At 70.3% G+C, this 18,205-nt stretch carries 12 protein-coding genes and 1 tRNA gene; 7 read left to right on the top strand and 6 right to left on the bottom strand.

Features of this window, described 5'->3' with window-relative positions; translation table 11 throughout:
* Nucleotides 1-13: 13 nt before the first annotated feature.
* The 3 genes from AB0300_RS08075 to AB0300_RS08065 all read right to left on the bottom strand — a co-directional run bounded on the left by AB0300_RS08075 (nucleotide 14) and on the right by AB0300_RS08065 (nucleotide 7,482).
* The gene (locus AB0300_RS08075; RefSeq protein WP_366215808.1) at nucleotides 14-6,733 is read right to left on the bottom strand and encodes a GEVED domain-containing protein; all 6,720 of its coding nucleotides are present in this window, start codon (nucleotides 6,731-6,733) and stop codon (nucleotides 14-16) included.
* A gap of 120 nt (nucleotides 6,734-6,853) precedes the next feature.
* The gene (locus AB0300_RS08070) at nucleotides 6,854-7,315 is read right to left on the bottom strand and encodes a hypothetical protein (protein WP_366215807.1); all 462 of its coding nucleotides are present in this window, start codon (nucleotides 7,313-7,315) and stop codon (nucleotides 6,854-6,856) included.
* 84 nt (nucleotides 7,316-7,399) lie between these two features.
* Nucleotides 7,400-7,482: transfer RNA gene (locus AB0300_RS08065), tRNA-Leu, on the bottom strand.
* A 144-nt stretch (nucleotides 7,483-7,626) separates the two neighbouring features.
* On the opposite strand from AB0300_RS08065, the gene AB0300_RS08060 reads away from it, so the two are divergent.
* Genes AB0300_RS08060 through pknB form a run of 7 tightly spaced genes read left to right on the top strand, consistent with a single transcriptional unit; the run spans nucleotide 7,627 to nucleotide 16,505 of the window.
* The gene (locus AB0300_RS08060) at nucleotides 7,627-8,352 is read left to right on the top strand and encodes a DUF3662 and FHA domain-containing protein (protein WP_025102897.1); all 726 of its coding nucleotides are present in this window, start codon (nucleotides 7,627-7,629) and stop codon (nucleotides 8,350-8,352) included.
* On the top strand, nucleotides 8,349-8,870 hold the full coding sequence (locus tag AB0300_RS08055; RefSeq protein WP_366215806.1) for an FHA domain-containing protein: 522 nt from the start codon (nucleotides 8,349-8,351) through the stop codon (nucleotides 8,868-8,870). Before AB0300_RS08060 ends, AB0300_RS08055 begins: the two co-directional genes overlap by 4 nt.
* 7 nt (nucleotides 8,871-8,877) lie before the next feature.
* Complete coding sequence (locus tag AB0300_RS08050; protein ID WP_025102895.1) at nucleotides 8,878-10,182, top strand: protein phosphatase 2C domain-containing protein; 1,305 nt, start codon at nucleotides 8,878-8,880, stop codon at nucleotides 10,180-10,182.
* On the top strand, nucleotides 10,179-11,564 hold the full coding sequence (locus tag AB0300_RS08045) for an FtsW/RodA/SpoVE family cell cycle protein (RefSeq protein WP_025102894.1): 1,386 nt from the start codon (nucleotides 10,179-10,181) through the stop codon (nucleotides 11,562-11,564). The genes AB0300_RS08050 and AB0300_RS08045 overlap by 4 nt, the downstream gene beginning before the upstream one ends.
* 1 nt (nucleotide 11,565) lies before the next feature.
* Complete coding sequence (locus tag AB0300_RS08040; RefSeq protein WP_025102893.1) at nucleotides 11,566-13,020, top strand: penicillin-binding transpeptidase domain-containing protein; 1,455 nt, start codon at nucleotides 11,566-11,568, stop codon at nucleotides 13,018-13,020.
* Entirely contained in the window at nucleotides 13,017-14,768 is a 1,752-nt protein-coding gene (locus tag AB0300_RS08035) for a serine/threonine-protein kinase (protein WP_366215805.1), read from the top strand. The genes AB0300_RS08040 and AB0300_RS08035 overlap by 4 nt, the downstream gene beginning before the upstream one ends.
* Nucleotides 14,769-14,813: 45 nt before the next feature.
* Nucleotides 14,814-16,505 (top strand): Stk1 family PASTA domain-containing Ser/Thr kinase, encoded by a 1,692-nt coding sequence (gene pknB / locus AB0300_RS08030; RefSeq protein WP_025102891.1) that lies wholly within the window; start codon nucleotides 14,814-14,816, stop codon nucleotides 16,503-16,505.
* 15 nt (nucleotides 16,506-16,520) lie between these two features.
* Here pknB and AB0300_RS08025 read toward each other — a convergent pair whose 3' ends face one another.
* Genes AB0300_RS08025 through AB0300_RS08015 form a run of 3 tightly spaced genes read right to left on the bottom strand, consistent with a single transcriptional unit; the run spans nucleotide 16,521 to nucleotide 18,122 of the window.
* Complete coding sequence (locus tag AB0300_RS08025) at nucleotides 16,521-17,153, bottom strand: aminodeoxychorismate/anthranilate synthase component II (protein ID WP_025102890.1); 633 nt, start codon at nucleotides 17,151-17,153, stop codon at nucleotides 16,521-16,523.
* Nucleotides 17,150-17,305, bottom strand: coding sequence for a membrane protein (locus tag AB0300_RS08020; protein ID WP_036292274.1), 156 nt, complete (start codon nucleotides 17,303-17,305; stop codon nucleotides 17,150-17,152). Before AB0300_RS08020 ends, AB0300_RS08025 begins: the two co-directional genes overlap by 4 nt.
* 22 nt (nucleotides 17,306-17,327) lie before the next feature.
* Nucleotides 17,328-18,122, bottom strand: a complete 795-nt coding sequence (locus tag AB0300_RS08015; protein ID WP_303709544.1) for a class E sortase — start codon at nucleotides 18,120-18,122, stop codon at nucleotides 17,328-17,330.
* Nucleotides 18,123-18,205: the final 83 nt, after the last annotated feature.

Below are 18,205 nucleotides of genomic sequence, written 5' to 3'. Positions count from 1 at the left end.
GGACGACACTCGGTCAGCGCTGTTCCTGCTCTTCCTCTCGGCGTCGTAACCGCGTCAGGCCGAGACCCAGGCCGGCGAGGACCATCACTCCGCCCAGCAGCAGGCCGCCGGCGGCGAGCGTCCCACCCGTGACCGCGAGCCCGGTCGGCGGCGTCGGCACCACGCGGGTGACCGTCTGCGAGGTCGGCGGATCGATCGGCCCGCCCGGCGTGTTCCCGCTCACGGTTGCGACGTTGCGCACCTCACCGCGACGCACGTCGGCGGCATCGATGGTGTGCGGCGGCACGATGCACGTCATCCGCTCCCCGGAGGCGAGGCTGGTCGCCGGGCAGGTCACCGGGCCCGCGGTCGGATCGGACACGACGATGTCGGAGACCGTCTGCGCCCCTATGTTGCTGACGACGATCGTCCACTCCACCCGGTCGCCGAGGTCGACGATCCCGTTGCCGTTCACGTCCACGGTCGTCGCGCGCTTCTCGATCGCAAGCTCGTTCGTCCCGTCGAAGGGCACCTCGACGGTCGACGGCGGCGACACCGGCGGCGTGCCCGATGGCGGTGTGCCGGTGGCCGTGGCCGTGTTGGTCAGCCGGCCGGAGTCGACGTCCGCCTGCGTCGTCGTGTACGTCGCCGTGCAGGTCACGGTCTGCCCGGGGATGATGCGCGCGGCCTCATCGGGGCAGGAGATGGCCGAGAGGTCGCCCTCTCCGGAGAACTCGGTCTCCTCGACCGCCACGTCGCTCAGCGTCACGTTGCCCGTGTTGGTCACGACGAAGGAGTACTCCAGCGTCTCCCCCACGGTGGTCATCACGGCCGGGGTCGCGGACTTCACGATGCTGAGGCCCGGGGTCGGCAGCGCGGGGACGCGCGCCTCGGACGGCGGCGACACCGGGGGCTGCAGGTCCCCGGGCGGCACACCGGTCGCGGTCGCGGAGTTCGTCACCTGGCCGGCGTCGATGTCCTCCTGCGTCAGCACGTACGTCGCCGTGCAGATGAGCTGGGCCCCGGGGGCCATCGACGCGGTCCCGGCCGGGCAGTCGATCGCCGACAGCGGACCCGTCCCGGAGAAGTCGCCCTCGGTGATCGCGACATCGGTCAGCGTGACGTTGCCGGTGTTGGTCACGACGAAGGAGTAGGTGATGTCCTGGCCCACGACGTAGGCCGCTGCCGTGTCGGGGCTGGCCGACTTCACCACGGCGATCGCCGGGTTCCGGTCACCGGGCAGCTCGACCGTCGACGGAGGCGTCAGCGGCGGCTCGCTGGTCGGCGGCTCTCCCGTCGCGACGGCCGTGTTCGTGAGTCGCCCGGCATCCACATCCGCCTGCGTGACCACGTACGGTGCCGTGCAGGTCACGGACGCACCGGGGGCCAGCGAGGCCGCCGCGGCCGGACACGTGATCACCGGCGCGGTTCCCGTCCCCGAGAACGACACCTCGTCCACGCCGACATCCGTCATCGTGACGTTGCCCGTGTTGGTGATGAGGAACGAGTACGTGATCGTCTGCCCTGCGGCGCTGATCCTCGTGAGGTCCGCGGTCTTCGCCACCGTGAGGGCCGGCGACCCGTCCGAGGGCACCTCGACCGTCGAGGGCGGCGAGACCGGCGGCTGCCCCGACGGCGGTGTCCCCGTGCCGGTAGCGGTGTTGGTGACGCCACCCGCATCGATGTCGGCCTGCGTCACGACGTACGGCGCGGTACACGTCACCTCCGCTCCCGGAGCGAGGGACTCCGCCCCCGCGGGACAGGTCACCACCGGCGCGGTGCCGGTGCCGGTGAACGAGACCTCGTCCACCCCGACATCCGTCAGCGTGACGTTGCCCGTGTTCGTGAGGAGGAACGAGTACGTGATCGTCTGGCCCGCCGCGGTGATCTCGGTGCGGTCGGCCGTCTTCGCCACGGTCAGCGCGGGAGCCGGGTCACCGGGGACCAGGACGGTCGACGGCGGCGACACCGGGGGCTCGCCCGAGGGCGGCGTGCCGGTCACGGTCGCGGTGTTCGTCACCCCGCCGCCGTCGAGGTCGGCCTGCGTCACCACGTACGGCGCGGTGCAGGTGACCTGGGCTCCCGGCGCGAGGGACGCGGCGCCCGCCGGGCACGTCACGACCGGAGCCGTGCCGGTGCCGGTGAAGCCCGTCTCGTCCACCGTCACGTCCGCGATCGTCACATTGCCCGTGTTGGTGACCAGGAAGGAGTAGGTGATCGTCTGACCGGCCGCGGTGATCGTGGTGCGGTCGGACGACTTCACCACCGACAGGCCCGGCGACGGCTCCGACGGCACCTCGACCTCGGACGGCGGCGACACCGGCGGCTCCCCCGACGGCGGCGTGCCCGTGGCGGTCGCCGTGTTGGTCACTCCGCCCGCGTCGATGTCGGCCTGGGTGACGACGTACTCCGCGGTGCAGGTGACGTCGAGCCCCGGTGCGAGCGAGGACACCGCAGGCGGGCACTCGACCACCGGCGGGGTCCCCGTACCGGTGAAGGAGGCCTCCGTCACCTCGATGTCCGTCAGAGTGACGTTGCCGGTGTTCGCGACGACGAACGTGTAGGTGATCGTCTGGCCCGCGGCCGTGATCTCGGTCCGGTCCGCCGTCTTCGACACCGTCAGCGCCGGCGACGGCTCCGACGGCACCTCGACCTCGGACGGCGGCGACACCGGCGGCTCCCCCGACGGCGGCGTGCCCGTCACCGTGGCGGTGTTGGTCACCCCACCCGCGTCGATGTCGGCCTGGGTGACGACGTACTCGGCGGTGCACGTGACCTGCGCGCCGGGAACCATCGTGGCGGCACCCGCGGGACAGGTCACCACCGGAGCAGGACCCGTACCGGTGAAGGTGCCCTCCTCCACCGTGACGTCGCGCACCGTGACGTTCCCGGTGTTCGTCACGAGGAAGGAGTAGGTGATCGTCTGCCCCGCTGCCGTGATCTCCGTCCGGTCAGCGGTCTTCGCCACGGTCAGTGCCGGGGCCGGGTCGCCGGGGATCTCCACCGTCGTCGGCGGCGACACCGGTGGCGTCCCGGAAGGCGGTGTGCCCGTCGCCGTCGCCGTGTTCGACAACTGCCCGGCGTCGATGTCGGCCTGCGTCAGCGTGTACGTGGCGGTGCACTCGACCTGCACCCCCGGCGCGAGCGATGCGGCCCCCGCGGGACACGTGATCGCCGACACCTCGCCCGAGCCCGTGAACGCCGTCTCGTCCACCGTCACGTCGGTGAGGGTCACGTTGCCCGTGTTCGTCACCACGAAGGTGTAGGTGATCTCCGTCCCCACCGTGTAGCCGGCGGCGGTGGAGGGATCGGCCGACTTCACGACCGTGATGCCGGGCGTCTGGATCGACGGCACCTCGACCTCCGACGGCGGCGACACCGGCGGCTCGAGGGTTCCGGGCGGGTCGCCCGTCACGGTGGCGGTGTTCGTCACGCCGCCTGCATCGATGTCGGCCTGCGTCACCTCGTAGGTCGCCGTGCACGTCACCTGAGCTCCGGGTTCGAGGGACGCGGCCGCTGCGGGGCAGGTGACGACGGGAGTCGCACCGGTACCCGAGAACGACACCTCGTCGACGGTCACGTCCGCGATGGTCACGTTGCCCGTGTTCGTCACGAGGAACGAGTAGGTGATGACGTCCCCCGCGGCGGTGATCTCCGTCCGGTCGGCCGTCTTCGCGACCGTGAGGGCGGGCGCGCCGGGCACCGTGACGATCGCCGTGGAGGGCGCCGACACCGGCGGTTCGAGGTCGCGGGGCGGCGTGCCCGTCGCGGTGGCGGTGTTGGTCACCTGACCCGCGTCGACGTCCGCCTGCGACGCCTCGTAGGACGCGGTACAGGTCACCTGGGCGCCCGGAGCGAGTGTCGCCGCGGCGGCGGGGCAGGTGATCTCCGGCGCCGTGCCCGTGCCGGAGAACGCGGTCTCGGTCACGGTGATGTCGGTGAGGGTCACATTGCCCGTGTTCGTCACGAGGAAGGCGTAGTCGACGGTCGCCCCGGCGGCGGTGATCGACGTCGGATCGGCCGTCTTGACGAGGGTGATCGCGGGCGTCTCGTCCGCGGGGACCACCACGGTCGAGGGCGGTGACACCGGCGGCTCCCCCGTGGGCGGCTCCCCCGTCACGGTCGCGGTGTTGGTCACCCCGCCCGCGTCGATGTCCGCCTGCGTCACCACGTAGGGCGCGGTACACGTCACCTGGGCGCCGGGGGCCAGGGAGGCGGCCGCCGCGGGGCAGGTGACGACCGGAGCGGTACCGGTGCCGGTGAACGACGTCTCCGTCACCCCGACGTCGTCGATGGTCACGTTCCCCGTGTTGGTGATGAGGAACGAGTAGGTGATCGTCTGTCCGGCCGCGGTGATCTCCGTGCGGTCCGCCGACTTCGCCACCGTGAGCGCCGGGGCGGCGGTGACGGGGATCTCGACCGTGGACGGCGACGACACGGGTGCCGCGCCCGTCGGCGGCGTTCCCGTCGCGGTGGCCGTGTTCGTGAGCGCCGAGGTGTTGTAGTCCGCGGCCGTCACGGTGTAGCTCGCGGTGCAGGTCACCTGCGCTCCCGGAACGAGGGATCCGGCGCCGGCGGGGCAGGTCACGTCGAGGGCTCCGGTGCCGGAGAAGGACTCCTCGTCGATGCCGACGTTCGTCAGGGTCACGTTCCCGGTGTTCGTGACGAGGAAGGAGTAGTCGATGGTCTGCCCGGCGCCGGTGATCGCGGTCGTCTCGGAGCGCTTCTCCAGCGAGATCGCCGGAGCCGGGTCCACCGGCACGCGCACGGTCGACGGCGGAGACACCGGAGGCGTCAGCGACCCGGGAGGCACACCGGTGGCGGTCGCCGTGTTGCTGACCGATCCCCCGTTCACGTCGGCCTGGGTCAGGGTGTAGCTCGCGGTACAGGTCGCCTGCGCGCCCGGGGCGAGCGGTGCCGTCGGGCATACGGCCGCCGAGAGCGTCCCGGAGCCCGTGAACGCCGTCTCGTTCACCGCGATGTTCGAGACGGTCACGTTGCCCGTGTTGGTGACGATGAACGAGTAGTCGATCACCTGTCCGACCGTGAAGTCGTCCGGTCCGGACGGGGTCGCCGACTTCACGACCGTGAGCGCCGGGGTACGGGTCGTCGTGACCGTCGCGGTGCTCGGGTTGCTCTCCACGCCGGTGTTGGCCTCGGAGGTTCCGGTGGCGAGCGCGGTATTCGTCACCGTGCCCGCGTCGATGTCCGCCTGGGTCAGCGTGTACGCCGCCGTACAGGTGGTGTTCTGCCCCACGGCGAGCGTCGTCGCCGCACAGTTCACCGCCCCGAGCGTCCCCGTACCGCTGAACGCGGACTCGCGGATGCCGAGCCCCGAGACGGCGACGTTGCCGGTGTTCGTGACCGCGAACGAATAGGTCACCGTGTCCCCCGCCGCGCTGGCGGTGGTCGGCGTGACCGTCTTCGTCAACGCCAGAGAGGGCGCCGGAGCCGTGATCGTGACGGCGTAGTCCTCCACCTCACCCGGACCGCCCGTCCCCGTCGGCGTCGCCGTCGTCAACCCCGTCCCGCTCTGGATGCGGAATCGGGCGAACGTCTGCCCGCCCACCGTCTGCGAGGCGATGCCGGACCAGTTCAGCGTCACGGACGAGCCGTCCGCCGTGCCCGCGGGGACCGTCGCGGTGGCGCCCTCGTTCGCATCGAACACGCCGTTGCGGTTGAAATCGATCCAGCCGACCAGGGTCGCCGGCACACCCGGCACCTTGTTCGACGCCAGCACCGACACCGAATAGGTGTTCGTCACGCTCGCCATGATCGGCCCGAACGACGCCAGCCCCGTCTCGTCGTTGATGGTCTGGTTCGGGGCCGTGCCGCCGACGACGTTGTCGCCCGTCGCGTTCGCGCTGTACTGCATCGCCGTCTCGGCATCGGCCGACCACCCGAGATACGTCGCCGCATTCAGCTCCTGGGAGGCCGAGCCGTAACTGGCCGGCGCATCGCCGAAGTCGTCGGGGATGGTCGTACAGGAAGGGTTGAACCCGTCGATGCCCTCGCCACCGCTCTGCGCGCGGTAGCCGCGCACGACGATGTCGCTCGTCCCGGTCGTCCCGGCGGGGCCGCATCGGGGGGTCGGCGTGTTGAGGCCGCCGTTCGTGTTGAAGTTCTGCCCGGCGGTGAGGACGGTGGCGGAGGCCGCGAGGTCGATCCGCAGCTCCCCCGCGGTGGTGAAAGTCATCGGACGGCACGTGATCTGCACGGACGAGGGCCACCGCGCGCCGTTGTCGCCGACGAAGGTGGTGCCGGTGATGCGATGCACGAAGGTGTTCGCCGGACACGTCGCCGTCTGCACGTTCCCGCGACCCTGGTCGTAGACCGGCCCCTCGATCCACGTGGGGTTCACCGTGGAGGTGATGACCCCCGCATTGCTCACGGTGATCGACGCGCACTGGAGGCTGAAGCGCGTGAGGATCGAGTTCGCCGAGGAGCCTGGCGCGTCCGCGGTGCGGTTCTCCGTCCGCACGGCCGTGAGGACGGAGTTCGCCGGGCACTCGGTGGGGGCGGTCAGATCCTTGTCCGACCCGACGACGGGTCCTTCATACGACACGCCGAGGTATAGCTGAGCCGGGTCACCCGGGGCCGCCGTCGCGGGGAGCACGGGCGCGACGAGCGATCCGAGCACGAGGGCGAGCATGGTCGCCACCGCCCACGGACGCCGCGGCGACAGCAGCCGCCGTCGCGTTCTCCGGTCCTTCTTCTCTTCACGCGCCGAATTCGTATGCAGAGAGAACTGCATGAACACTCCCCTGTCCGTGCCCAGTCCCCCCACCCCTCCGAACTGGGATACGGCTGAGAGTAGGGCGGCCCCGGATGGAACTCCAGGCCACCTTTCGTCGCTACAGGATGAGGACTTTCGTCACTGCCCGGGAGGGGAAGGCACCTCGAGTCGACGGCGCAGAGCCGTCGCGCGCTCCTCGAGTTCCGCGCGGATCTCGTGGGCGGCGAGCGAGCCACCGGAGAGGAAACCGGCCTCCAGCGCCTCCCGCCACCGACGGTTCACCTCGTCCAGCTCGAGGGTGAGGCGCTCCCTCTCCTCGGCCGAGATCGGCTCCGGCGGGACGGACTCCTCCGCCCCGTCCTCCGGCACGACGTACCACCGGAAATCCTCGCGACCGCGGGCATCGTTGAGTCGCCAGAGGAGGAAGAGGGAGAGAAGGAACCCTGCTCCCCCCGTCGCGATCATCACCCAGGCGAACCCGGGCGTCTCGTCCAGAACGCCGATGCCGTACCAGAGGAGCAGCAACGCGGTCAGAGCCAGGGCGCCGGGGAGGACGATGCGGACGAGGACGAGTCCGACGGTGTGCATCCAGGGGCTCATGCGGCAGACCGTTCGATAAGCGTTCGCGGGGAAACAGAAAGAGCCGGTCAGACTCTGACCGACTCTTTCATGAATGTCTCGCTGTGCGCGAGGGGGGACTTGAACCCCCACGTCCATACGGACACTGGCACCTGAAGCCAGCGCGTCTACCATTCCGCCACTCGCGCGAGCGTCTCGCTCCGAAGAACTCAACTTTCCGAGGATATCACGCGTTTTCGCCCGCGTTGCACACCCCGGCAGGGGCGTCGGCGGCGTTCCCCCAGGTCACCTGGCTACGATGTCCCTACCGGTCGGCATGCCAGAGGAGCCCAGTGGGACTACTTGACAGCTTTGAGAAGGGTCTCGAGCGCGCAGTGAACAGCGCGTTCGCGAAGACCTTCCGCAGCGGCATCCAGCCCGTGGAGATCGCTTCGGCGCTGCGACGCGAGGCGGATACCACTGCGGCCGTGGTGAGCCGTGACCGCATCATCGCGCCCAACAACTACGTCGTGCGCCTGAGCCCCGACGACGCGGAGCGCATGCGCGGGCTCGGCGGCGCGCTGACGGACGAGCTGCACGCACTCCTCACGAAGCACGCGAAGTCGCAGGGCTACAGCTTCGCCGGCCCCCTGTCCCTCACACTCGAGGCGGACGACAAGGTCGCCACCGGCACCGTGCGCGTCACCTCGGGCACCGTCGAAGGACGCGTGAGCTGGCAGGCCGTGGTCGACGTCGACGGACGCCGGCACACCCTCACCCGTGCCCGCACCGTGATCGGCCGTGGCTCCGACGCCGACATCACCATCGCCGACGCCGGATCCAGCCGTCGTCACGCCGAGATCCTCTGGGACGGCGAGCGCGCGATGCTCCGCGACATGGGATCCACCAACGGCACGAAGGTCGATGGGCAGAAGCTCCGCGAGGCCGCGCTCCCCTCCGACACCACGATCACGATCGGTCGTACCGACCTCGTGTTCCGCATCGTCCCCGTCGCCACCCCGTCGCGGTCGTCGCGCCCCGACGACGACGCGACCCGCGTGTTCGGAGCCCTCGGATGAGTGAACTGGTCCTGCTCCTGCTCCGCATCGGCTTCCTCGTGCTGATGTGGTTCTTCGTGTTCGGGGTCGTCTACTCCCTGCGCGCCGACCTGTTCGGGGTGCGCGCTCGGAAGCTCCCCGCGGAGGCGACAGCGGGAGCACCCGCCGCCGCTCCGGCCGCGGCACCGGCTGCCCCGCCCCGTCCCTCGTCGGCGCGACCGTCGACCGGGCCCGCGACCGTGGCCACGGCGAAGCGCCTCGTGATCACGTCCGGACCGAAGGCGGGTCTCGAACTGCCCCTGGGCTCCGACACGATGACGATCGGCCGCTCCAGCGAATCCGCCCTGGTGATCCGCGACGACTACACGTCCAGCCATCACGCCCGGCTCCTGCTCCGCGGCGACACGTGGGCGATCCAGGACCTCGACTCGACGAACGGCACGTTCGTGGCCGGCCAGCGGGTGACGGGCGGCCCGGTCTCCCTCAGCCTCGGCACCCCGGTCAAGGTCGGCGCGACGACGTTCGAGCTGAGGGCCTGACGCCGGCATGGTCTTCGAAGGCTCGAGCGCCGCGATCTCCCACACCGGGAAGGTCCGCTCCAACAACCAGGACTCCGGGTACTCCGGGGCGAACCTGTTCGTCGTCGCCGACGGCATGGGCGGACACGCGGGCGGCGACGTCGCCTCCAGCATCGCGATCCAGCGCATGGAGCCGCTGGATCAGCCGTACTCCTCCACGGAAGACGCGCAGGCCGCCCTCCAGGCCGCCGCCACGACGGCCGCGGGCGACCTCATCCGCGCCGCGAAGGATCGTCCCGAGCTCGCCGGGCTCGGCACCACGCTCAGCGCGATCATCATGGTCGACGAGTACGCCGTCATCGGCCACATCGGCGACTCGCGCATCTACCTCTACCGCGACGACGCGCTCACGCAGATCACCGCGGACCACACCTTCGTGCAGCGACTGGTCGACTCCGGCCGGATCACCCCGGAAGAGGCCAGATACCACCCGCGTCGTTCGGTGCTCATGCGGGTGCTCAGCGACATGGACGCCGACCCCGAGCTCGACATGTTCGTCATGCACGCGCAGCCCGGCGACCGCTGGCTGCTGTGCTCCGACGGCCTCTCGGGCGTGGTGGACGAGGCCCGCATCCTCAAGGCCATGCAGCTCGGGCTCGCCCCGGGGCGCACGGCCGACAACCTCCTCAAGCAGGCCCTCGACGGCGGTGCCCCGGACAACGTCACGATCGTGATCGTCGACGTCGGCGGACAGCACCCCGTCCACTCCGGCACCGCCACGATCGTCGGCGCGGCGTCGAACCCGTCCGGGGTCTACGTGCCGCCGGTCCGCGCGCCGCGGAGCAACTGGCTGCACCCGGTGCGGCAGGCCGCGAACGAGCCGAGCCACTTCGAGCCGGCGCCCGAGTACCTCGAGGAGCTGATCGAGGAGGATCGCCGTCGCGCCAAGCGCCGCCGACTGGGCTGGATCGCCGGCGCGGTCGTCGTCCTCGCGATGCTCGGCTTCGCCGCGTTCGCGGCATACAGCTGGACGCAGACGCGCTACTTCATCGGCGCCGACGAGGACAGCGTGGTGATCTTCCAGGGCGTTCAGCAGAACATCGGTCCGATCACCCTGTCGACCCCGGTCGACGACACCGAGATCCTCCTCGCCGATCTGCCGCCGTATCAGCGGGCCTCGGTCGAGCGCACCATCAGCGCCCGCTCGCTCTCGGACGCGATGGCCATCGTCGACCGGCTTCGCTCCGGCGCCGAGGCCAACATCATCGAGCAGACGCCGCTGCCCACCCCGCTCCCCTCGCCGAGCGAGACGCCGTCGGGAGGTGCCGGATGAGCACCGACGTCCAGGCCGACACCACCGTCATCAAGGCCCTGCGCCGACTGCGCATGCCTCAGACGCAGCGCAACCGTGAGTTCTGGTTGCTCCTCTTCGCCTGCGCGATCAGCGGCGCCGCCCTCACGCTCGTCCAGCTCGGCGCTCTCGGCACGATCGACCCGATGATCCTGGCGATCGGCGGCGGACTCGCCGCCCTCGCCTTCGCGCTGCACGTCGTGCTCCGCTTCGTCGCCGCCGACGCCGACCCGTTCGTGGTCCCGATCGCGACGCTGCTCACCGGCCTCGGCGTCGCGATGATCTACCGGATCGACATCGCGTTCGGGAACACCGGGTGGAACGCCTACTCCACCAAGCAGCTCGCCTGGACGGCCATCTCCCTCGCCGGCGCGATCGCGGTGGTCATCCTGCTGCGCAACTACCGGATCCTCTTCCGGTACACCTACATCTTCGGCCTCGCCGGCATCCTCCTGCTGCTCCTGCCGTTCGTGCCCGGTCTGCGGATCCCCGACGCGAACGCCCAGGTCTGGGTGTCGCTGGGCGGCATGTTCGCCTTCCAGCCCGGCGAGCTCGCCAAGATCTGCCTGGCGATCTTCTTCGCCGGTTACCTCGTGCGCACGCGGGAGAGCCTGACCTCGGTCGGCAAGCGGGTGCTCGGCATCACCTGGCCGCGCATGCGCGAACTCGGTCCGGTCCTCGTCGTCTGGCTCGTCTCGCTCGGCATCATCGTCTTCCAGCGCGACCTCGGCACCGGAACGCTCATCTTCGGCATGTTCGTGGCGATGCTCTATGTCGCGACGGGCAAGACGAGCTGGGTGCTGATCGGTCTCGGCCTCGTGGTGGCCGGCGTCGCCGCCGCCTCGCAGATCCTCAGCTACGTGCAGGGTCGTTTCATCAACTGGCTGTTCCTGTTCGACTCCTCCAAGGTCGACCCCGACGTCGCCGGCTACCAGCCCATGCAGGGACTGTTCGGTCTCGCCCGTGGCGGCCTCATCGGCACCGGCTGGGGCCAGGGCCGCCCGGAGATCACCCCGCTGGCGCACAGCGACTACATCATCACGAGCCTCGGCGAGGAGCTCGGCCTCATCGGCCTCTTCGCGATCCTCTGCCTCTACATGGTGTTCGTCAGCCGCGGCGTCCGCATCGGGCTCGCGGGTCAGGACGACTTCGGCAAGCTGCTCGCCACGGGGCTGTCGTTCACGATCGCCCTCCAGGTCTTCATCATGGTGGGCGGCGTGACGCGGGTCATCCCGCTGACGGGTCTGACCACGCCGTTCCTCGCCGCCGGCGGCTCCTCCCTCGTCGCGAACTGGCTCATCGTGGCGCTCCTGCTCCGCATCTCCGACGGCGTCCGCCGTCAGCCCCGGGTGGTGATCGGCTGACATGACCAAAGAGCTCCGCAGACTCAGCATCGTCATGCTGTTCATGTTCGTCGCGCTGTTCGCCGCGACGAGCTGGATCCAGGTCGTCGAGACCGATGTCCTGTCGCAGAACCCGCACAACAAGCGGACGCGGCTGGACAGCTACGAGATCCAGCGTGGCGCGATCATCGTCGACGGCACCGCCATCGCCAACTCGGTCCCGAGCGACGACCAGTACCGGTTCCAGCGCGTGTACACCGACCCGGGCCTGTGGGAACCCGTCACCGGGTACTTCAACCCCGCCCTGGGCTCGGCCACCGGCATCGAGGAGGCGATGAACGCTGATCTCTCCGGCACCGGCTCGAACGCCTTCTTCGCCGAGATCGAGCGCATCCTCTCCGGCCAGCCTCAGCGCGGCTTCAGCGTCGAACTCTCCCTCGACACCGCCGCACAGCGCGCCGCCGTCGAGGCCCTGGACGGCCTGCAGGGAGCGGTCGTCGCGATGGACCCGAAGACCGGACGCATCCTCGCGATGGCCTCCACCCCGGGCTTCGACACGAACCGCATGGCGACGCACGACGCGAACGCGGCCAACGCCACGTACGACGAGCTGGTGGCCGATCCGGGCAAACCGCTCTCCAACCGGGCGATCGCGGGTGACCTCAACCCCCCGGGCTCGACCTTCAAGATCGTCGTGGCGGCCGCCGCCTACGCGAGCGGAGACTGGACGCCGGAGTCGACGCTGCCCAACCCGACCTCGTACACGCTCCCCGGCTCGAACAATCGCGTCTCCAACGCCTGGGGAGGCGCCTGCGGCCCCGGGGAGACCGTCACGATCGCCGAAGCGATCCGCCTGAGCTGCAACATCCCCATGGCCGAGCTCGCGGTCGAGCTCGGCGACGACACGATCCGGGAGATGGCCGAGAAGTTCGGCTTCAACCGCAGCTTCGACACGCCCCTCACCTCGACGCCCTCCAGCTACCCCCAGGGCCTGGACGACGCGCAGACCGCGCTCACCGGGTTCGGGCAGGGACAGGTCACCGCGACGCCGCTGCAGATCGCCATGGTCTCGGCGGGCATCGCGAACGACGGCGTGGTCATGAACCCGCAGATGGTGGACGCCGTGATCGGCAACGACCTCTCGGTGATCCGGTCGTTCGAGAGCACCGAGTTCGGGCGCGCGATGGACGCCGACGTCGCCGACGACGTCACCTCCGCCATGGTCGCGAGCGTCTCAAACGGTGCGGCGCAGGGTGCAAGAATAGACGGGGTCGACGTAGCCGGTAAGACGGGAACGGCGGAGAACGGAAACAGGCCGCACACGCTGTGGTTCACGGGGTTCGCCCCCGCGGACGACCCCGCGGTCGCGGTAGCGGTCGTCGTCGAGAACGGCGGCGGACAGGGTCAATCAGGAAGCGGGGACACCATCGCCGCTCCGATTGCGAAGAAGGTCATAGAGGCGGTGCTGGGCAGATGAGGCCGACGCAGGGTGTGTCGTTCGGTGGTCGCTACGAGCTGCAGTCGCGTATTGCGATCGGCGGCATGGGCGAGGTGTGGGAGGCGACGGATCACGTCATCGGTCGCACCGTCGCCATCAAGATCCTCAAGGACGAGTACATGGGGGACCCCGGGTTCCTCGAGCGGTTCCGCGCGGAGGCGCGTCACGCCGCGCTCGTCAACCACGAGGGCATCGCCAGCGTGTTCGACTACGGCGAGGAGAACGGCAGCGCCTACCTCGTCATGGAGCTCGTGCCGGGTGAGGCCCTGTCGACGATCCTCGAGCGGGACGGCTCGCTGAGCGCGGACAAGACGCTCGACATCGTCGCGCAGACCGCCTCGGCCCTCCAGGCCGCGCACGCCGCGGGTCTCGTGCACCGCGACATCAAGCCGGGGAACCTCCTGATCACGCCCGACGGCCGTGTGAAGATCACCGACTTCGGCATCGCCCGCATCGCCGATCAGGTCCCGCTCACCGCGACCGGCCAGGTCATGGGCACGGTGCAGTACCTGTCGCCGGAGCAGGCGTCGGGTCACCCGGCCTCCCCCGCGACCGACACCTACTCGCTGGGCATCGTCGCGTACGAGTGCCTCGCCGGCAAGCGCCCCTTCACCGGCGAGTCGCAGGTCGCGATCGCCATGGCGCAGATCAACGAGCAGCCGCCGCCGCTGCCGCCGACGGTCCCGATCCCCGTGCAGAACCTGGTCATGGCGATGATCGCCAAGAAGCCGGCGGATCGCCCCTCCTCCTCGGCCACGGTCGCCCGCGCGGCCCAGGCCCTGCGTCGCGGCGACCTGAACTCCGCGGCCATCGCCGTGCCCGCCATCGCGACGGGCGGCATCGCCGGCGACGACGACGCCACGCGCATGCTCACCGCGACCGGTGACGACGGCACGACACGCATCCTCCCCACCACCGCGCAGCTTCCCACCGACGAGGCCGCCGCGGAGGAGCAGGAGAAGAAAAAGAAGAAGAAGAGCGCCTGGACGTGGCCGCTCATCGCGCTGCTCGTGCTGCTGCTCATCGTGGCCGGCGGCACGCTGTGGGCGCTGTTCGGACCCCAGACCGACGACGTGGATCCCAAGCCCACCGGGAGCTCGAGCCGCACCCCCACCCAGGTCGAGTCCGAGACGCCCTCGGCGCCGCCCACTCCTCAGGAGACGCGCGTCGACGTGACGGCGCTGAACCTCACCGACATGGACTGCGCCACGGCGACGGCGACGCTCAAGGAGGCCGGCTTCAGCGACATCACGTGCGCCGACGGCGACCCCGCGCCGAGCGACGGCGAGGTGGGCAAGGTCTACCGCGTGCAGCCCTCGGGCAACGTCGCGACGACCACCCCGATCGCATTGACCGTCTACGCCGGCCGCACACCGCTCCCGACGCCCACGGACAAGCCGACGATCACCGGGGACCCGGTCGCGGGCAGCACCGTCACCATCTCCTGGGGCACCGGTTTCACGTGCCCCAGCGGCACGACCCTGTCCGGCTACGTCGTCTCGCTGCAGAACGGCACCTTCGCCGCGGGCGGCCCGAACTTCCAGCCGACCCAGCGCAACGCGCAGGTGACGGTCGGCGACGCCGTGGGCCAGCAGCTCATCGCCACCTACCAGGGCCTGTGCTCGGGTGGGGACCAGCGGACGTCGAACGCCTCGCCGCCGCTGTCCGTCACCATCGTCGCTCCGGAGGACGGCGAGGGTGACAGCGGGGAGAGCACCGAAGGGTAGCCTGAATAGCCAGTCCAGCCGCAGTCGATTCCAGGGGGTTCATCCGTGTCCACAGAGCCACGAGTCATCGCGGGCCGGTACCGCGTCGACGAGCTCATCGGGCATGGCGGGATGGCGAAGGTGTACCGCGGGTACGACCTGACCCTGGGCCGCGAGATCGCGATCAAGATCCTCGATCCCGAGCTCGCCCGCGACACCAGCTTCCGGACGCGGTTCCGTCTCGAGGCGCAGTCGGCGTCCCGCATGTCGCACCCGTCGATCGTCCGCGTCTACGACGCGGGTGACCCCTCGACGGTCGACAGCTCCTCCGACGAGCCGCCGTACATCGTCATGGAGCTCGTCAAGGGCACGCTCCTCAAGAAGATCATCGCCGACGGTCCGGTGCCCGTCGAGGACGCGGTGCGTTATGTCGACGGCATCCTCGAAGCGCTCGACTACTCGCACCGCGCCGGCGTCGTGCACCGCGACATCAAGCCCGGCAACGTCATGGTCACCGACAAGGGTCAGGTGAAGGTGATGGACTTCGGCATCGCGCGCGCGGTGTCCGACTCCTCCTCCACCGTCGCCGAGACGACGCAGATCATCGGCACCGCCGCGTACTTCTCCCCCGAGCAGGCCAAGGGCGAGCCCGTCGACGCGCGTGCGGACCTCTACTCCACCGGGGTCGTGCTGTACGAACTGCTGACCGGACGCCAGCCGTTCCGCGGGGAGTCCCCGGTGGCCGTGGCCTACCAGCACGTCAGCGAGACGCCGGTGCCGCCCTCCGAGGTCAACGAGGAGTCTCCCGCGGCCCTCGATCCGATCGTGCTCCGCGCCCTCGCGAAGGACCCGTACCAGCGGTATCCGGACGCCGCCCACTTCCGCGCCGCCCTCGACGCGGCGGTGACGGGTGCGGCACCGACGCGCAAGCAGATCGGCGCGCTGACCAGCGAGCTCTACGGACCCAATCCGCGGCAGGCGCAGGAGACGGCGCGATCGCTCCGTCAGCTCAGCACCGACACCACCATGGCCCGCACGCAGTCGGGGCCGCCCGTCGCGTGGATCTGGGCCGGCGTCGCCCTGCTCGCGGTGCTCCTGGCCTCCGTGCTGTTCTGGGTCTGGACCATCAGCATGCGGCCCGCCGACGTGCCCAGCACCTCGCGCGTCGTCCCGGATCTGACGAACGTCGCCTCGGAACGTGCGCAGGACGACCTCGCGGAACTCGACCTCTCGTCCAAGATCGTCATCGAGTCGAGTCCCTCGATCGCGGAGGGCAACGTCATCCGCACGGATCCGGAGGGCGGGGTGTCCGTGGAGCAGGGCTCGACCGTCACGCTCTACGTGTCCTCGGGCGAGGAGACGGTCGTCGTACCGAAGCTGGAGGGCCTGTCCCTCGATGCCGCCACGAAGGCGCTCCAGGACGCGGGACTCGAGCTCGGCACCGTGACCCAGCGCAACGACAAGGGTCTTGCCGCGAACACCGTCATGACGGCCAGTGAAGAAGAGGATGCCGAGGTGGCCCCCGGCACGGTGGTGAACCTCGAGGTCGCCAGCGGCAAGGTGACGCTGAAGAACATCGTCGGCTGGTCCATGGATTCGGCCACCGAGGAGCTCGAGAGTATCGGGCTCACCCCGGTGCCGACCGAGGCACCGGAGTGCCCGGCGTCGGATCCGGCGACCGTGCACTCGATGTCCGTCGCGCCGGGAGACGTTCCCGTCGGGTCGTCGGTCGAGCTCCGCTACTGCACCGGATCCTGACCCGGACCCGCCGGCTCAGCGCGCCAGCGGATCGAGGCGCGCGGATCGGGAGACGGCCTCCTCGTCGCCGCACAGCCCGAGCCAGTTCGCGAGCAGTCGATAGCCACCCCGGGTGAGCACGCTCTCCGGGTGGAACTGCACCCCGTGCAGCGGCAATGTCCGGTGCGCGAGGGCCATCACGGTGCCGTCGGGCGCGGTGGCGGTCACGGTGAGGTCGGCGGGCAGGTCGCCCGCCGCGAGAGCGAGCGAGTGGTAGCGCCCGACGTCGAACGGCGACGGGAGCCCCGCGAACAGCGCGGAGCCGTCGTGACGGACCGCCGAGACCATGCCGTGCATCACCGCAGGTGCCGACCGGACGGGCGCCCCGAGCGCGGCTCCGATGACCTGATGTCCCAGACACACGCCGAGCGTGGGCACGCCGCGCCGCATCGCGATCCGGGCGGCCTCGACAGAGACCCCGGCGTCGACGGGGGCCCCGGGCCCGGGAGAGAGGAGGAGGGCGTCGTGGGAGTCCAGCATCCGTTCCACCGCCGCGGCGTCCGTCGCGTCCGACTCGACGAGGGTGGTGTCCGCCCCGAGCTCCCGGAGATAGCCGACGAGGGTGTGCACGAAGCTGTCGTGGTTGTCGACCACCAGGACGCGCGTCATTCGACGTCGACCTCGCCGGGGGAGATGAGGGGGCTGACCCAGGGGAACACGTACCAGAACAGCGCGTAGAGCACCGCGGCGATCACCACGAGCAGGATGAGGACGCGCAGCCACCACGGGCCGGGCAGCAGGCGCCAGAGTGCGGCGTACATGGGTCTTCTCTCTCCTGGGGGGTCACACGGACGGCGCGGCCGGCGGCGGTGGCGGATCGGTCAGGGCCGGCGGGGGTCCCTCGGCTCGCGGTTGGAAGCTCTCGAACACCCCGTACGCGACGATGCGCTCGGCGAGCGAGTACAGCGGCGAGCATGCCGTCAACGTGATGTACTGCTCCCCCGTCTGCTGCTCCGGCATCTGCGGCACGTCGGCGAGCACGTCGGTCTGCGTCGGCTTCACGTACTCCAGGGTGCGGAACCGGTAGGTGTACCACCCGTCCGGCGTCTCCACCACGATCGCGTCGCCCACGTGCAGCTTGTCGAGCTGGTTGAACGGCTTGCCCCAGGTCGTGCGGTGGCCGGCGAGCGAGAAGTTGCCGACCTCTCCGGGCATCTTCGACTGCGTGTAGACCCCGATGCCCTTCTGATCGAGGGTGCGCGCCCGGCTGGTCCCCCCGTAGATCCCGAAGTTGTAGTCGGCCCCGAACCGGGGGATGTGCATCTGCCCGAACCACTCGCCGTCGGCCGGTGCCGCCGGGACCGGCGCCTGATAGACCGTCTCGCCATCGTCCGTCTCGATGAGAGGCGGGAGCTCGGGGGCTTCGCCCGCGGCGAGCTGCTGCGAGATCGCGGCGCCCTCCTCGTTCTTCTGGGCGGCGATGATGATGTCGCCGATCCACATCTGCCAAGCGACGAAGAGGAGCACGATGACGCCGGCGGTCAGGAGGAGTTCGCCGAGCACACTCGCGAACGTGGCGCGCGACCGGGGTCGCTGCCGCCGTCCGCGCCGCCCCCCAGGCACGACAGATGCAGTCATGGGCGTGATCATATCCGCCCCACCTGTGCAGCAGGAGTCGGGGCACCGCCGATCCGCGTCCTCACGTCTCGTCGGCGCCGAGG

The sequence above is a fragment of the Microbacterium sp. NPDC078814 genome (assembly GCF_040702645.1).
Taxonomy (GTDB): Bacteria; Actinomycetota; Actinomycetes; order Actinomycetales; family Microbacteriaceae; genus Microbacterium.
The sequence above is the reverse complement of the archived record's forward strand: the minus strand, read 5'-3'. Positions and strand labels throughout refer to the sequence as shown.

Bases quoted from the DNA above. Each gene is read 5' to 3' on its own strand.
- AB0300_RS08040 (WP_025102893.1), top strand. From the start codon at position 11,566: ATGACCAAAGAGCTCCGCAGACTCAGCATCGTCATGCTGTTCATGTTC.
- AB0300_RS08020 (WP_036292274.1), bottom strand. From the start codon at position 17,305: ATGTACGCCGCACTCTGGCGCCTGCTGCCCGGCCCGTGGTGGCTGCGC.
- AB0300_RS08025 (WP_025102890.1), bottom strand. From the start codon at position 17,153: ATGACGCGCGTCCTGGTGGTCGACAACCACGACAGCTTCGTGCACACC.
- AB0300_RS08035 (WP_366215805.1), top strand. From the start codon at position 13,017: ATGAGGCCGACGCAGGGTGTGTCGTTCGGTGGTCGCTACGAGCTGCAG.
- AB0300_RS08075 (WP_366215808.1), bottom strand. From the start codon at position 6,733: ATGCAGTTCTCTCTGCATACGAATTCGGCGCGTGAAGAGAAGAAGGAC.
- AB0300_RS08015 (WP_303709544.1), bottom strand. From the start codon at position 18,122: ATGACTGCATCTGTCGTGCCTGGGGGGCGGCGCGGACGGCGGCAGCGA.
- AB0300_RS08045 (WP_025102894.1), top strand. From the start codon at position 10,179: ATGAGCACCGACGTCCAGGCCGACACCACCGTCATCAAGGCCCTGCGC.
- AB0300_RS08055 (WP_366215806.1), top strand. From the start codon at position 8,349: ATGAGTGAACTGGTCCTGCTCCTGCTCCGCATCGGCTTCCTCGTGCTG.
- AB0300_RS08070 (WP_366215807.1), bottom strand. From the start codon at position 7,315: ATGAGCCCCTGGATGCACACCGTCGGACTCGTCCTCGTCCGCATCGTC.
- AB0300_RS08050 (WP_025102895.1), top strand. From the start codon at position 8,878: ATGGTCTTCGAAGGCTCGAGCGCCGCGATCTCCCACACCGGGAAGGTC.